We start from the raw sequence: 15,094 nt of genomic DNA, 5'->3' as shown, positions 1-15,094 counted from the left end.
GAAAACCTTAGTCAGGCCTTTTAGTTTCACAAGGGAATGAGGCTTCACACAGACTGAAGCCCCCGATAGCGCAACGCAACTTACAATCACCCCTTGTGGATAATAATAATGCGATCCCCTATTTTGTTAAGCCAGCGGCAAATGTCGCTGGCGCTAAGCGTTTATATTGGTGTAATCCTCAATGCTGCCTGCCTGTTCCGCAATGGCACTGCCGGTGGTTGGCTTGAAGCCGTTTCCGCACTTTTATCAGCCGTTGCGTTGTTTGCCTTCTGCTATTTGCTTATCAGTTTTTTTAGTCTCTTCGGGCAATTGCTTTATAAAGTACTCACAAGCCTGGTTTTACTCGCATCGGCATTGGCCAGCTACTACATGACATTTTTTAATGTGGTCATCGGCTACGGCGTTATTGTTTCCACTTTCACTATGGATACCGACCTTAATAGCGAATCATTCGGCCATGAAGGTATGCTCTGGTTTCTCTTTGCGGGATTGCTTCCCTGCGTATTGCTCTGGCGCACTCGCCTGACACCATCATTTCAAGTCAAACAGTGGAACGGGGTTGGTGTCTTTGTTAAAAAGTTATTGCCTGTCGTTTGTACATTTCTGGTACTTGGCCTGAGCATCAACACTATTGTGAAATTGCAGAAAAACCAGGCGCGGCAAAATAATCAATACACGGCGAGCATCGGCGGCATAATCGCACACTCATATCTGCCCACCAATTGGATTGCCAGCCTCGCTATTTATGCACACCAACACGGCAAAGAAGAAAAAAGCTCCAAGCAATTACTCGACCCCAGCAAACAATTCACTTACCACCCATCCACAGCAATGGATGATTTATTTGTGGTATTTGTGATTGGGGAAACTACGCGTTGGGACCATATGGGTCTGTTTGGTTATGCGCGCGACACAACACCACTACTCGCACAGGAACCCAATCTGATTGCACTGCGTGGCACTTCATGTGACACCGCCACAAAATTGTCGCTGCGCTGTATGTTTGTGCGCGAGAACGGCACCGAAGACGATAACCAGCGCACATTGAAAGAGCGCAATGTATTTGCCGTGATGCGCAAACTGGGTTTCACTTCCGAATTATATGGAATGCAAAGTGAAGCCTGGTTTTATTCCAGCCTGGATGCCAACAGTTATGAAATCCGCGAAATCATTGCCTCGGAATATGCCCACAGCAAACGTCCGATTGACGATATGTTATTGGTCGACCAATTGGAAAAATCCGTTAACAAATATCATCAGGGAAAACATTTGGTAGTGCTGCACACCAAAGGCTCACACCATATGTACAGCCAACGTTACACGCGCGAATTTGCCCGCTTTACACCTGAATGTATGGATATAGACGATACGTGCAGCAAAGAGCAGCTGATCAACTCCTTTGATAATTCGGTGCTCTATATTGATTACATGCTGAAAAATGTATTCGATAAACTGCGCGATAAAAATGCACTGGTTTTTTATGTTCCCGATCACGGCGAATCCATCGACGAAAACCGTCACTTCCATGCTACACCCAAAGAAATGGCCCCCCCGGAGCAATTTCGCGTGCCTTTTATGGTGTGGGCTTCCGATAAATTTATCGCCCGGCCACAAAACCAGCAGCTCTTTACCAATTTAAAAAACCGCGAAGAAAAAAGCTTTAACCCGCATCACGAACAAATTTTTGATAGCGTTCTGGGCTGCATTGGATTTTCCTCTCCCGACGGTGGGATCAACGCACACAATAACTGGTGCGGAGAAAATCCCCGCTCAATGGCATTCGACAACTATTCGCTTACCCCCATTCAACACTTGCAATAAATTCAGGTCCATCTGTGCAGCACATTATTGGCGTATAATGGCCCGTCATTTACAAGTGCCGTGGGGAGCCCTGCTGCACCCATTGCCGGATGTTAAATATGTGCTTATTGCCCCGCTCCTTTTTGCTTGTACCTTTCCTGTTTTTATCTGGCTGCAGCCCTACTCCTGAACTCAGTAAAATCGAAGGTTATGCCCAAGGTACAACTTATCATTTCAGTTTTGAAATACCCGCAGGTTCCACTACCGAATTATCTACTATCGAAAAAGCGGTCAACGATGAGTTTGCTCGCCTTGACCTCGCACTCTCCAATTACCGCGACGATTCGCACATCGAACAATTAAATGCACAAAAGACCACTGAACCCTTAATCGCCGATATCGAATTAATCGTGCTGATAGAAGAAGCGCGCAAGGTATATCAAGCGAGTCAAGGGTGCTATGACCTCACCATAAAACCATTGTTTGATTTGTGGGGTTTTAAAAAAGATAAATTCAGTCCACCCACCGATGAATTACTCGCACAAACACTCGCGACAATAGGAATGGATAAACTGAATACTATTGATGCATCCCACTTACGCAAGCAGATTCCCGAATTGCGCATTGACATTTCCTCTATCGGCCAAGGTTACAGCGTAGGGCAGATGGTAAAAGTGCTTGAAAAATTCGGTGTGCAAAATTATATGGTGGAGATCGGTGGCGAATTAAAAATAAAAGGCAAAAAGCCCGACGGCGATGCCTGGCGTATTGCTCTGGAAAAACCGCTACCTAATGAACGCATGCTACATAAAGTAGTCAGTTTCGATTCAGGTGAACCTATGGCCCTGATGGCCTCAGGAACTTATCGTCACTTTTTTGATAGCAACGGAAAACGCTACAGCCACATCCTTGATGCGCGCACCGGAAAACCTGTTGAACACAATACTGTTTCGGTCACTGTGCTCCACCCCAATCCGACCATTGCCGATGCCTGGTCTACTGCACTGCTATGTTTGGGCAGTAGTGACGGTATAAAAGCCGCCAATGCTAATCACATCGCAGCGCTGTTTATTGATCAGCAGGGCGAGCAATTAATTGAGGCGCAAAGCGATGCGATGAATGAGATGAAGGGCATCAGTTTTTCGCCGAAATGATTCGCACTTTTACCAACCAGATCACAAGCTTTAACTAACATCGCAACGAAGATCGACTATGCTTGTAGGACTTATATATAGGGATTATCGCCATGAAGCTCGTCTACACTCACGAAAATCGTTTTCTGGTTGCCAATGCGCACAATATTCTTGAGCAACACGGCCTAAACACCATTTGGAAAAATGAATTTGCCTCCAGCGCCATCGGTGAAATTTCACCACTGGATACCTGGCCAGAACTCTGGGTAGTAGACGATGCTGATTACGATCAAGCAGTACAGATTATCTCTACTGCCCTGAGCGCCCAAAATGCACCGGAATGGATATGCTCCGGCTGTAATGAAAAAAATGATGCCGCATTTGAACTCTGCTGGAATTGCCAATCAGAACCGGAAACGGTGGACGCTAGATAATGAAAAAAATTTTCGCAGGCATCGTTCTATTTTTTTTATCGAGCAGCATTTTCGCTAATACATTCACAGTGATGAGCTACAACGTGCGCTGCGGCCTGTGTGAGCCGGCAGATAGCCCGAACAACTGGTCCAAGCGCAAATACCTGGTCGCGCATTTAATCAAAACCCATAACCCCGACATCATTGGCTTACAAGAAGCTGAGCTTTTTCAAGTGCAGGATCTGACCGAAATGTTGGACGATTATTCGTGGATGGGCGTTGGCCGCGAAGATGGAAAAGACAAAGGCGAGACTACCGCGATTTTATTCCGTCATGGTCGCTTCGCACTGCAAGGTCAGCAGACGCTCTGGTTATCTGAAACTCCGCTGCAAGCATCGCGTGGCTGGGATGCAGCCTTCCGTCGCACGCTGAGCATTGCCAAATTGCTCGATGTACCATCCAAAAAAACGGTGTATGTTTTCAATACCCATTTGGATAATGAAGGTGAAACTGCGCGGCAAGAAGGCGCAAAATTATTGCTGCGCGAAATTGAAAAGATCGATCCCGCTACGGCGGTCGTAGTCACGGGCGATTTTAACATCACTGCAACTGCAGCAAGTTACAACATCATCACTCAAACGCTTGCCGATGCGGAAAAAATCTCAACCACACCCGCTACCGGCGGCAATAAAACTTATAACGCCTTCGGCGAAAACAAAGAGCCGGACAATAAAATTGATTTTGTGTTTGTGAGAAAACCGGTGAAAGTGCTGAGCCATCAGGTTGATGCAACCACCTACAATTCACTCTATCCCTCGGATCATTTCCCGATTATTGTGAAAGTAGATACCACGCCAGAAACCAAAAATACAACCGGGAACACCTCAGCGGCTGCCCAGTAATACGGCCAATTCATTGCGGATATATTTTTCCTCAACCCACTCGGTCAGATGGGCATTCATAAATTCAATAAAATTATGGGCAGCGACAGGCAAGCGCCTGTCGCCATGCCGCACTAAATACCAATGGCTGTTTAACGGAAAACCACGCACATTGATGATGGCTACTTTTGCGTTTGACTGCGACAAGGTCTGCGCCAATGTGTGCTCAGACAACACTGCCAAACCCAGCCCGGTTTCCACACTCATCCGTATCACTTCATTGCTTTCAATCTGTAAGGTTTTATGCAATTGCAAATTTTGTTCGCGCAGCCAGGTTTCAAACACCATGCGCGTTGCACTGCCGGGTTCGCGCATTAAAAATCGCTCATTGATTAGCTCGGCAAAATCAATTTCTTTTTGTTGCGCCGCCCAGTGATTCGCAGGTGCAATCAACGCCAACGGATTGCGCAAGAAACGCCCGCTAATTACGTGGTCACCGGTCGGGGGATGACTGAACAAATACAAATCATCCATTTGGTTGTGGAAACGCTGCAACACACTGCTGCGGTTGCCGATATTAAATGTCACATCCACACCCGGATATTGTTGCGCGTAAGGGCTAAGCAAACGCGGCAAGACATATTGCGCCGTGGTCACCACACCAATACTGAAGTGCCCTTTATTACCCTGCGCAGCATCACTTAAAAAACTGTTGAAATCATCGAAGCGTGTAAGTGCATCTAACGCAGCGTGATACAGCTCGCGCCCCACAAAAGTGGGATGGTACTGGCCATCGCGCACTTCCAATAACTGGTCACCTATGGCTTCGGTCAAGCGCTTGATCTGCAGGGAAACGGTCGGCTGGGTGAGGTGTAATTGCGTCGCCGCCCGGGAAATTGATCCAGTACGGACAACTGCAATGTAGACCTGCAGAAGTCGAAAGGTCAGGTGGCGGATGTTCATACGAGCCTCATAAAAAACCAAACTATAGATAATTATAAATAGATTTAAGCATAAACATTAATTATATTCTATTGATATCCGGCGCGACAATGAGCACAAGCAACACAACTCACTGGAGAACTACCATGCCCGATATCGTAATCATGTTTTTCCTGCTCGGCGTCTTGGCCGGGCTGGCCAAATCCGACCTGAAAGTTCCGCAAGCGGCCTACGACACCCTGAGCATCCTGCTAATGCTCACCCTCGGCCTAAAAGGCGGATTGGCGCTGCACGGGCAATTGCACTGGAATCTCGTACCAGAAGTCATCACCGTTATCCTCCTCGGTATAGCCATTCCGCTGCTGCTCTACCCGATCTTGCGCAACCTCATCCAGTTAAACGCCGCCAACGCCGCCAGCATCGCCGCGCATTATGGCTCAGCAAGCGCAGGTACTTTTGCGGTCGCCTTGGCTTACGCAGAAGCGAATCATTTAGTCATATCCCCGCAAACCACGCTCTACCTGGTGTTGCTGGAATTGCCCGCAATTGTGGTTGCGATTTTATTGCACAGAAAAGCTGCCAATAGCAGCGGCTCCATGGCGGGAATATGGCACGAAGCCTTGACTAGCCGTGGGGTATTGTTACTCGCGGGCGGTGTAGTGATTGGCTACTACTGCGGTCCCGAGGGCAGCAAAGACGTTGCGCCACTTTTTATCGGCGCCTTCAAAGCATTGCTCGCACTTTTCTTATTGGAGATGGGTCGTTGTGCATCGCAATATCTCTCCCCCTTTCCTATCCAACATTGGCGTTTGATGGCATTCGGATTAGTTGCGCCCTTTGCTCTCGCGTTGGTCGGCATAGTGACCGGGATGGCATTGGATTTACCGGAAGGCACCACCCTGGTTCTCGCATCACTCACCGCCAGCGCCTCCTACATCGCCGCCCCCGCCGCAATTCGTGCAGCAATTAAAGACGCCGATGTCGGCCTCGCGATTTTCGCCGCGTTAGGTGTGACATTTCCGTTGAATGTGTTGGTGGGGATTCCGGTTTATTACGAGATGATGGAAATGATTCATGTTTAATCATGATGGCCTTTGTTCTCAAGGCAATAACATCATCTGATAATTTTATGCCTGCGCGATAACATTGATTTTATAGATCGTGGATTTTTTCTGGCATATAATTATTAAATTCTTACCGGGATCAATCACAGAACCTCATGGTTAAAAAATCGTTTTTTACTTGTTATCGTAGCTATCACACGCAGAATTGCAACTTGGATTAAAACTCGCAAGACTGCGGATAACTACGGAAAACATGTAATGGATGTTTTATTTACACCGAGCCCACCGGGGCGAATTACTGAGAACAAGGGGTAATTCAGGATAAAAAAGCGCAACCGAAGTTGCGCTTTTAATTCGGAAAAATAAACACCGGCTTCACGTATTGCTGCAGCTGGAAAACTCAAGATTAGGCACTGATTTTATTTCACCAGCGAGAGATTCAAAAATAGTTCGCTGACAAGTTTTGGAAATGACATAGCCGCGCTCGATTTTTTTTAATCCATCCTCCAAGTATTTGATAGTGACCTGTTTAGTATCAGAATTTTGCAGGCTACCAAAATGGCGCGAAACGCCCATCTGAAATGATTCTACATAAAGACGCTTAACGGATTCATTAAATGCCTTGGCATTTTCACGCAACCAAAAATCAGCATTGTCATCTGTTAATACAGGATCAGATACAATAACTACTAATTTCTCACTGGGATTAGGATGGCCTTTTTTTATCTTTTTAATTTTCTTCTTTTGTTTGGGGGTCAGTGAGCGATCCACAAAGGTAAGTTTATTATAAATTAAAAAACTGCTTTGGTTTTGGGTCATCGCAAATACTGGAACTACATGGACCTGCCAACGACTATTTTCCAGATGCTTATCCCCAACCAGCAATTGTATCTTATCCGCAATCGCAGGCTCATATTGCGAATTCGTACATTGCGCTAAAAAAGCTTCATTAATATTAGCAATGTAAGAATTATAGGAATCTAATACTTTATTAGCTTCTTCCTGCTCACGAGTTAATTTGGCAGATTGAACCCCGCCAGAAACAGCTGCATGAGTGAGAATTGAAACCAAAAACAAACCCGCTGTATCTGCAGGATACATGATCGGCGCTGCAGTCTGCCCTGCAACATTAAGCGATTTTTTACCAACAAAGGTAACAGGTTTTTTTGTATCGAAACTGACGTTTAGCGATCCGTCATCGAATGTCAGTTCTTCCTGTTTGGCAAATGAAACTAATGGCACAAAACACACCAACCAAAGTACAAAACGCATTTCAACCTCCTTTTATTAAATGGCGACTTCACAACCGCCAGATAATTTAATTAAATGGTTTTTTCAAGAGATCAATAGCTTCTTCTTCAGACTGGTAAAAAGCATTAGTCATTGCTGGAAATGTAGGTGGAGCATCCCATTCACCATCTGCACTTTTCACAAGATTGATCGGTGCAAAAAAGCTGTAAGCATTACGCGCAATATCGATCATATAAAACTGTGTAGTTATTGTTGCTTGGGGGGCGCCATTAGGAATATAGCTGGAGTATTGACGTACGACGCCAACGGTTGAAAAGTTCACCACCAACAACTGGTCAACACCATGCTGGGTTTTGTAGGCAGAATAATTTTTTACGATTGTCGAACCGACCACCGGTTTAATTTTAGCTAATTTTTTCTCAGCTATCAGGTTGTCAATTATTACGACTTCATAGCCTTTTGCTTTCAGTTGTTGAGTGATCATAGCTTGGGTTTTGGCTAACTCATCAGCCTGAAATGTTTCCACTTGTTTTGTTAATGAGGAATTCGCGAGGGATGCAGCGCCAATACACAGTAAACAATTAGCACCTGGAAACCACGTGGTTATCTTGGGAATGGGCGATACGTACAAACCAATCTTTTGCTCTTTGGGAATCAAACCCAAATTCAAATCTACATTGGATTGCTTAGGGGCACTGGCACAGCCAGTAACAAATAGAACAAAAACAACAACGACGGATAGGTACTTCATAATTGCTCCCTGATAGTGATTATGAGATCCCGGATCCATACATTTAATGCGACGCTATCCCAAACGCTTCCCGCCATTCACGCAAAAAGAGATTCTAAATATCGTCCAATGAAAGTCCTTCACCGGAGGTCGCGGATTTTACATATACAATGAAATAAGCGCCAACATTTTTTGCACAAAACCCTGTTCCATAGCACAGATATCAATCACCCTACTTGTAAAGGCTTATGATAATATGCGCGCCTTTTTTCTGTTTCCGGCCCGTTTTGACGGGCTAAACTAATGATTTCACGCAATCAGGCACGAGATATGGCAAGAAAAGTGGCAGTGGTTATGGGTTCCAAGAGCGATTGGGCCACCATGCAAGCGGCAGTAGAAATACTGGAGCAGATGGGTGTCGGGTATCACACCGAAGTAGTTTCTGCCCATCGCACCCCGCAAAAACTCACTGAGTTTGCCGAAACAGCGGTGGATAACGGCTATGCGGTGATTATCGCCGGTGCCGGTGGCGCTGCGCATTTGCCCGGCATGATCGCCGCTCATACCCGTTTGCCGGTACTGGGCGTTCCGGTACAGAGCAAGGCGCTCAGCGGCCTGGACAGTCTCTATTCTATTGTGCAGATGCCGAAAGGTGTTGCTGTGGGTACTTTGGCGATTGGGGTTGCCGGTGCATTCAATGCCGGTTTACTGGCGTGCCAGATTCTGGCGGTCACTGATACTGCATTGGCCGCCAAAATCGACCAGTTCCGCCACGACCAAACACAATCGGTTTTGGATAATCCCGACCCTCGCGATCAATAGGTCGTGATAATAGTCCGCGATCAGTAATTCCCCTTTGCAGTCAGTAAGCGCGTTTCGAGGTTAGGCATGAGTCAACGAATCTGGGTTTTAGGTGCAGGCCAATTGGGTGCGATGCTCAAACACGCCGGTATGCCATTGGCGCTGGATGTATGCCCGGTGGATATTAATGAAGGCACCGCCCCGGCTCTGCAGGCCGATGACCTGGTCACCGCCGAGCGTGAACAATGGCCGGAAACCCTGGTGACCCACAAGCTGGCGCAGCATCCACGTTTTATCAACCAAAATGTGTTTGGCCGTTTGGCCGATCGCAAAACCCAAAAAGAATTGATTGATTCACTCGGTATTGCCACTGCCCCTTGGCGCAATGTGGCGAATGACATCACCGCCAACGAATTGCGCGATCAACTCGGCGAGCGCGTTTTACTGAAACGTCGCACCGGTGGTTACGATGGTCGCGGCCAACACTGGCTGCGTACCGATGACGACGAAGTCTCGAATGATTGGCAAGGCGAAGCGATTGCCGAGCAGGCGATCAACTTTGACGAAGAAGTTTCATTAGTCGGCGTGCGCAACCAGCAAGGTGAGTGCGTGTTTTATCCACTCACGTTGAACCTGCATTTAAACGGGATTCTCTACGCTTCGATTGCACCGCTCGCTCGCCTGCAACCATTGCAAACCCAAGCGGAAAACATGTTGGGAAAAATCCTCAACGCGCTCGATTACGTCGGCGTGATGGCGATGGAAACTTTCCGCGTTGGCGATCAACTATTAATTAACGAATTGGCGCCGCGCGTACACAACTCCGGCCACTGGACCCAAGCCGGTGCCAGCATCAGCCAGTTTGAATATCACCTGCGCGCCGTTGCCGGCATGGCAACACCCGAGCCGCAAGTGATCGGCCAAAATGTGATGATCAATCTCATCGGCACTGACTACAATCCCGAGTGGCGCAACCTTTCCTGTGCGCGTACCTACTGGTATGGCAAAGAAGTGCGCACTGGCCGTAAAGTCGGACACATCAATATCGTTAGCAACAACATTACCGAGATCCGCGAAACGCTGGTCTTGCTCGGCGATCTGCTGTCCGAGCACTGCTACCGCGAGGCCATCGACTGGAGTCTGCGCGGGCTCGAATCCCTTTAAGCATGCCGTTTGCCACGCCCGATTAACCACGGGTGCTTTATTATTTTGGTTAATTTTTGCAGCTTGTTTATCGGGAAGTGTGATAGGTTTTGTACCCTTCTGTTTTGCAGCATCACAAGGAGTTACACGATGTTCACTTTGCATATCGCCAACAAAAACTATTCCTCCTGGTCTCTACGCCCCTGGGTGTTGATGCGTACTCTTGATATTCCCTTTACCGAACAAATTCATCCGCTGAGCACTTCTGGCAGCAGTTACGATAGCTACCGGACATTTTCTCCTAACGGTCGCGTACCTTGCTTACAGGATGGAGCGCAAACTGTATGGGACTCTCTCGCGATTGTTGAATACCTTGCCGAAACCTGGCCACACGTGTGGCCTGCTGATAAAAGCGCGCGTGCCTGGGCGCGTTCTGCCAGCGCGGAAATGCACTCCGGTTTTCAAGCACTGCGCAACACCTGTGGCATGAGTTGCGGCCATCGCATCCAAATGGAAGAAATTTCTCCTGCGCTGCAAAAAGATATTGCACGCATCAATGAACTCTGGAATGAAGGCCTGGGTAAATTTGGCGGCGCATTTTTAGCGAGCGAAAAATTTACTGCGGTCGATGCTTTTTTTGCTCCCGTTGGCTTTCGTTTTCAAACCTATGGTTTGCCATTAACCGGGGCAGCTAAAGATTATCTTGCACGCTTGCTAAACCTGCCGGCAATGCAGGAATGGTATGCAAGTGGCCTTGCAGAAACCTGGCGCGAACCAGACCATGAGCAAGAAATTCTCGCCGCCGGAACGCTCATTGCCGATTTACGCCAATCCCTTTGATCGAAACAACCCCTTTAACGGAAATAATCGTTTTAACGGAAACAAGAAGTAATGATGGAAAACACAGTAACTATCACACCGTACCTGCAAGAAAATTATTTGCACGTCGATGTAAAAGGCGTTGGCACTTATGAAACGGCACTCGATTTATGGAGTAAGGTTGCGCAAGCCTGCGAGCAATACCAATGTTTTAATGTGTTAGGCGAGCAATACCTGATAGATACTGTCACCACTACCGAAGCTTTTGATCACCCGGCACTGTTCAAAAAGGCAGGGATCAACATCAAACACCGCATCGCCTGGGTCGATAAAAATCCACGCACCCGCGAAACCACAGCTTTTATCCGCGATGTATTAACCAGTCGCTCAGTTGGTTACGGCAAATTATTTAACGATGTCGAAACGGCAAAACAGTGGCTGCTCGCTACTCATTAACCACCCGCTTTCCATTCGCTCCCATCAATAACCCCTTGTTTTTCAGGCTTGATGCACATTACTGGTGCACAAAACACACTGCATCGAGTCGTTTTTGACAAAGGGCGACCCCCTTACTAAGGTTCATAGCAGCGCCATTTTAAACAGCTCTGCTCCAGACTAAACACCATAAAAACTTTAATCACTAACCAACAATACCACTGTGTTTGCCTGCGTTGATGTCTATCCATACGCGGGTAAGAGGAGTTTTCCATGTTTAACAATATGAAGGTCGCCATGCGGCTAGCCATACTGGCGGGCACGCTGGTCGTTCTCATGATCCTCATCGGTATAATGGGCATAAAAGGTATGCGTGATGCGAATCAGGGGATGCAAACCGTATATGCAGACCGTGTAATCCCCATGCGCGATTTAAAAGAGGTTATCGATAATTTTGCGTTGATCATGGTTGATGTCCCGCAAAAAACGGTGAAAGGGATTATCACACCACAAGAAGCACTCAAGATCACCCGGGAAACCCTGCCACGCACCGATAAATTATGGGAAGTTTATTTAGGCACATTTCTTATCGATGGAGAAAAAGCCCTGATAAAAAAAGCTACCCCATTAATTGATAAAAGCCGCCAGCAATTACGTGATTTGCAAAATTGGTATGCAAGCAACGATATTGCTGCGATAAATAACTTTACACAGACAGGTATTTATCCGATTTTTGATCCGTTAAACGACGTGTTTACCGAGCTCAATAAATTCCAGGTCAACGTAGCTGAACAAGAATTTGAACGCTCTTCCCAACGCTACGACGATACGCTGACAACCAATAGCCTAATCATCATTGCCAGCATTCTCATTGCAATTATTTTGAGTTTTATTATTACGCGCAGCTTGCTAAAACAATTGGGTGGTGAACCAAATTACACCGCTAATGTGATTTATCACATTGCGCAGGGAGATTTATCGGTAAAGGTCGATCTTAAACCCAATGATGACAGCAGCATCCTGTTTGCCATTCGCCAAATGGTGGCCAAGCTATCGGAAATTATCGGCGATGTGCGCTCCACGGCTGACTCACTTTCATCGGCATCCGAAGAATTGAGCGCAACAGCGCAATCCTTGAGCCAGGCGGCGACACAACAGGCGGCCAGTATCGAAGAAACCAGCGCATCAATGGAAGAGATCACCGCGTCTATCGGGCAAAATAATGACAACGCAAAAGTCACCGACAGCATCGCCAGCAAAAGTGCACAAGAAGCAAGCCAGGGCGGCGATGCGGTAAAAAATACCGTTGATGCCATGCGCAAAATTGCACAGAAGATCAGCGTGATCGATGACATTGCCTACCAAACCAATTTACTCGCCTTAAATGCCGCCATTGAAGCCGGGCGCGCCGGTGAACACGGCCGCGGTTTTGCCGTGGTTGCCAGTGAAGTGCGCAAGCTTGCAGGGCGCAGCCAAACAGCGGCAAAAGAAATTGGCGAACTGGCTGGTGGCTCGGTAAAACTTGCCGAGAGCGCTGGGCAACTGCTGGATGAAATTGTTCCCGCTATTCGCAAGACCGCCGATTTGGTGCAGGAAATTTCTGCCGCAAGCGATGAGCAAACCATGGGCGCCAATCAAATCACCACCGCCATATCGCAAATCAGTGTGGCCACCCAACAAAATTCTTCATCGGCAGAGGAGCTTTATTCCACTTCAGAAGAACTCACCAGCCAGGCATTACAATTACAGCAAATGATGGAATTTTTTAAACTCAAATAAACCGCAGTATAAAAAGCCCGGAGGGATATTATCCCTCCGGGCTTTTTATCAGATCCGTTTTAACAACCTGGCTTACAAAATCCACACCTCAACACGGCGATTCATCCGGCGCCCCTCTTCCGAGTTACTGCTCGCCAGCGGTGCTTCTTCACCCATGCCACGGGCGACTAATGGATAAATACCTCGCGCGATTAATTGCTGCTCTACCACTTTCGCGCGACGCAATGACAATTCCGCATTTTGCGCTTTATCGCCTTCACTATCGGAGAAACCAAATAACTGCACACGTTTGGGTGAATTGGTTTCTACATACTTCACCAATCGCTCAAGATCGCTGATACTTTTGGTGTCCAACTCATCGCTACCATCTTTAAAACGAAAGTTAATCGACAAGCGTTGCGAGCGGACAGTCAAGCTGCGCATATCTTCCGGGTAAAAATTATTGTTGAATGGCTGCCCGGTTTTAATATTTTGCGATACCAGGCCAATATCTTCGACGATACTTTGACCGCGCTCTGTTTCACTGAAATTGACGAACTCTTCTGCATCACCATTAATATTTTTCTGCGGCAAATAGAAGAATAAACGCCGTGCGAGCGGATAGTCTTCTGTGCTCACGGTAAAATGCGTAGGCAAAATAGCTTTGGAATCGTTGGTGTTGGAGATCGCCACTAATTTTGCGCGCCGCACATAAGGCAAGCCGATAAAACCTACAGCGCCCTCATCTTTTGCCACTGTATCGGAAAGCTCGGTACTGGATTCAAAGCGCTTGGCATTAGCTGCAAGCGATACTTTGGCAGGGTCCAACACCATGCTTTTAAACGAATCCCAGGTACCGGAATTTTCATCGCGGGCATACAAGGTGATCGGTAAATTCTTACCACCAAGTTGCGACCAGTTATTCACCTCACCGGAGAATATTTTTACCAATTGTGGAATCGATAAATTGGTCAGCGGATTATTCGTATTGATGATAATTGCCAATCCATCCAAACCGATAATGTGTTCACTACCAGCCTCGCTCAGATCACCACTGGATTCCAGCAGCAGCTCGCGCTCCTGCTCTTTCACCTTACGTGACGACATGCCCAATTCTGCTCTTCCCTGATGCAAATCAGTAAATGCAGTACTTGAACCGTGTGCGTGGATCTCAACAAATTCGATGCGTCCATTCAGCTCGGCACTCACTGTTTTCTCTACCGGATTTTTACCCTGTTCAGTTTTAATATTGGCCGCCCCACGCGCCATAAAATAGGATTCAACCAACCGCGGCGCTAATTTTTCGCCCAGGGTATTGGAACCGTGGACACGGAATAACGGCTTGCTCGCACGCGTGACCGGGCTGCCGGGAATATACGCTGGTTGCTGTACCGCTGATTTAATCTGTGCACCGGTCACTGCCTCAAGCACAAACACTTCACCCGCATTCAAGGGCAAAAATGAACGCAGCAGATAGCCACAAAGCACCAATAATAATGAACAGGAGATTGCTGAAATTACATTTAACCGAATACCCGCACGACTTTTTTTCTTTGGCTTAAATTCATCGCCCGTATGAGTCGCCGTGACGATATTATCTTCCATCTGACGCACATCCCATACCAACTGGGTGAGCTCTTCATTATTTACACTCAGGGCTTTTTCCAATAACTCCGCGCGGTATTCTTCATCCTTTAAAACCATATTTAACGGAATGTGCATTTTTAAATGGGCTTCGCACAAGCGTTTTAAATTCCATAATTTATCAACCAACGCCACGTTGTAATGCATATGTTTATGGGATTTGGGGGACATAAAGGCTCTCTGCTAAACGCTAAAACCGAATTGGTGGATCGCTGATTTGCTACCCACCAATCAATGAAGGCAAGGACTATATGACGGCTTTGTGACAGCAGAATGACAC

Annotated in this window: 14 protein-coding genes; 10 read left to right on the top strand and 4 right to left on the bottom strand. The window is 47.1% G+C overall.

The features are described 5' to 3' along the window. Positions 1-108: 108 nt before the first annotated feature. The 4 genes from eptB (at position 109) to AC1RJL_RS01965 (ending at position 4,248) form a co-directional block, all read left to right on the top strand. On the top strand, positions 109-1,821 hold the full coding sequence (gene eptB, locus AC1RJL_RS01980; RefSeq protein ID WP_492911068.1) for a kdo(2)-lipid A phosphoethanolamine 7''-transferase: 1,713 nt from the start codon (positions 109-111) through the stop codon (positions 1,819-1,821). A 98-nt stretch (positions 1,822-1,919) separates the two neighbouring features. Continuing rightward, complete coding sequence (locus AC1RJL_RS01975; protein ID WP_492911067.1) at positions 1,920-2,954, top strand: FAD:protein FMN transferase; 1,035 nt, start codon at positions 1,920-1,922, stop codon at positions 2,952-2,954. A gap of 92 nt (positions 2,955-3,046) precedes the next feature. After that, complete coding sequence (locus tag AC1RJL_RS01970; RefSeq protein ID WP_492911066.1) at positions 3,047-3,367, top strand: putative signal transducing protein; 321 nt, start codon at positions 3,047-3,049, stop codon at positions 3,365-3,367. After that, entirely contained in the window at positions 3,367-4,248 is an 882-nt protein-coding gene (locus AC1RJL_RS01965; protein WP_492911065.1) for an endonuclease/exonuclease/phosphatase family protein, read from the top strand. Before AC1RJL_RS01970 ends, AC1RJL_RS01965 begins: the two co-directional genes overlap by 1 nt. On the opposite strand, the gene AC1RJL_RS01960 is transcribed toward AC1RJL_RS01965, so the two are convergent. Continuing rightward, entirely contained in the window at positions 4,231-5,190 is a 960-nt protein-coding gene (locus AC1RJL_RS01960; protein ID WP_492911064.1) for a LysR family transcriptional regulator, read from the bottom strand. The genes AC1RJL_RS01965 and AC1RJL_RS01960 overlap by 18 nt on opposite strands. Before the next feature lie 125 nt (positions 5,191-5,315). Between AC1RJL_RS01960 and AC1RJL_RS01955 the strand changes: the two genes are divergently transcribed. Continuing rightward, complete coding sequence (locus AC1RJL_RS01955; protein ID WP_492911063.1) at positions 5,316-6,251, top strand: sodium-dependent bicarbonate transport family permease; 936 nt, start codon at positions 5,316-5,318, stop codon at positions 6,249-6,251. 357 nt (positions 6,252-6,608) lie between these two features. Here the strand turns inward: AC1RJL_RS01955 and AC1RJL_RS01950 are convergent, their stop codons facing one another. Further along, positions 6,609-7,505, bottom strand: coding sequence for a hypothetical protein (locus AC1RJL_RS01950; protein WP_492911062.1), 897 nt, complete (start codon positions 7,503-7,505; stop codon positions 6,609-6,611). A gap of 46 nt (positions 7,506-7,551) precedes the next feature. Beyond that, positions 7,552-8,274: a hypothetical protein gene (locus tag AC1RJL_RS01945; RefSeq protein ID WP_492911061.1), complete on the bottom strand. Its 723-nt coding sequence runs from the start codon at positions 8,272-8,274 to the stop codon at positions 7,552-7,554. Between the two features lie 270 nt (positions 8,275-8,544). On the opposite strand from AC1RJL_RS01945, the gene purE reads away from it, so the two are divergent. The 5 genes from purE to AC1RJL_RS01920 all read left to right on the top strand — a co-directional run bounded on the left by purE (position 8,545) and on the right by AC1RJL_RS01920 (position 13,191). After that, positions 8,545-9,036, top strand: coding sequence for a 5-(carboxyamino)imidazole ribonucleotide mutase (gene purE / locus AC1RJL_RS01940; protein WP_492911060.1), 492 nt, complete (start codon positions 8,545-8,547; stop codon positions 9,034-9,036). Positions 9,037-9,102: 66 nt separating this feature from the next. Continuing rightward, positions 9,103-10,179 (top strand): 5-(carboxyamino)imidazole ribonucleotide synthase, encoded by a 1,077-nt coding sequence (gene purK, locus AC1RJL_RS01935; protein ID WP_492911059.1) that lies wholly within the window; start codon positions 9,103-9,105, stop codon positions 10,177-10,179. A gap of 129 nt (positions 10,180-10,308) precedes the next feature. Continuing rightward, entirely contained in the window at positions 10,309-10,998 is a 690-nt protein-coding gene (locus AC1RJL_RS01930) for a glutathione S-transferase N-terminal domain-containing protein (protein ID WP_492911058.1), read from the top strand. Positions 10,999-11,049: 51 nt separating this feature from the next. Further along, positions 11,050-11,433, top strand: a complete 384-nt coding sequence (locus tag AC1RJL_RS01925) for a hypothetical protein (protein ID WP_492911057.1) — start codon at positions 11,050-11,052, stop codon at positions 11,431-11,433. A gap of 252 nt (positions 11,434-11,685) precedes the next feature. Then, positions 11,686-13,191, top strand: coding sequence for a methyl-accepting chemotaxis protein (locus AC1RJL_RS01920; RefSeq protein WP_492911056.1), 1,506 nt, complete (start codon positions 11,686-11,688; stop codon positions 13,189-13,191). A gap of 72 nt (positions 13,192-13,263) precedes the next feature. Here AC1RJL_RS01920 and AC1RJL_RS01915 read toward each other — a convergent pair whose 3' ends face one another. Further along, the gene (locus AC1RJL_RS01915) at positions 13,264-14,985 is read right to left on the bottom strand and encodes a substrate-binding domain-containing protein (RefSeq protein WP_492911055.1); all 1,722 of its coding nucleotides are present in this window, start codon (positions 14,983-14,985) and stop codon (positions 13,264-13,266) included. Positions 14,986-15,094 lie beyond the last annotated feature (109 nt).

The sequence above is a fragment of the Cellvibrio sp. GW822-FHT04B05 genome (genome assembly GCF_058800985.1).
The sequence above is the reverse complement of the archived record's forward strand: the minus strand, read 5'-3'. Positions and strand labels throughout refer to the sequence as shown.

Coding starts and splice junctions, on each gene's coding strand:
- eptB (WP_492911068.1), top strand. CDS start 109: ATGCGATCCCCTATTTTGTTAAGCCAGCGGCAAATGTCGCTGGCGCTA.
- AC1RJL_RS01975 (WP_492911067.1), top strand. CDS start 1,920: ATGTGCTTATTGCCCCGCTCCTTTTTGCTTGTACCTTTCCTGTTTTTA.
- AC1RJL_RS01970 (WP_492911066.1), top strand. CDS start 3,047: ATGAAGCTCGTCTACACTCACGAAAATCGTTTTCTGGTTGCCAATGCG.
- AC1RJL_RS01965 (WP_492911065.1), top strand. CDS start 3,367: ATGAAAAAAATTTTCGCAGGCATCGTTCTATTTTTTTTATCGAGCAGC.
- AC1RJL_RS01960 (WP_492911064.1), bottom strand. CDS start 5,190: ATGAACATCCGCCACCTGACCTTTCGACTTCTGCAGGTCTACATTGCA.
- AC1RJL_RS01955 (WP_492911063.1), top strand. CDS start 5,316: ATGCCCGATATCGTAATCATGTTTTTCCTGCTCGGCGTCTTGGCCGGG.
- AC1RJL_RS01950 (WP_492911062.1), bottom strand. CDS start 7,505: ATGCGTTTTGTACTTTGGTTGGTGTGTTTTGTGCCATTAGTTTCATTT.
- AC1RJL_RS01945 (WP_492911061.1), bottom strand. CDS start 8,274: ATGGATCCGGGATCTCATAATCACTATCAGGGAGCAATTATGAAGTAC.
- purE (WP_492911060.1), top strand. CDS start 8,545: ATGGCAAGAAAAGTGGCAGTGGTTATGGGTTCCAAGAGCGATTGGGCC.
- purK (WP_492911059.1), top strand. CDS start 9,103: ATGAGTCAACGAATCTGGGTTTTAGGTGCAGGCCAATTGGGTGCGATG.
- AC1RJL_RS01930 (WP_492911058.1), top strand. CDS start 10,309: ATGTTCACTTTGCATATCGCCAACAAAAACTATTCCTCCTGGTCTCTA.
- AC1RJL_RS01925 (WP_492911057.1), top strand. CDS start 11,050: ATGATGGAAAACACAGTAACTATCACACCGTACCTGCAAGAAAATTAT.
- AC1RJL_RS01920 (WP_492911056.1), top strand. CDS start 11,686: ATGTTTAACAATATGAAGGTCGCCATGCGGCTAGCCATACTGGCGGGC.
- AC1RJL_RS01915 (WP_492911055.1), bottom strand. CDS start 14,985: ATGTCCCCCAAATCCCATAAACATATGCATTACAACGTGGCGTTGGTT.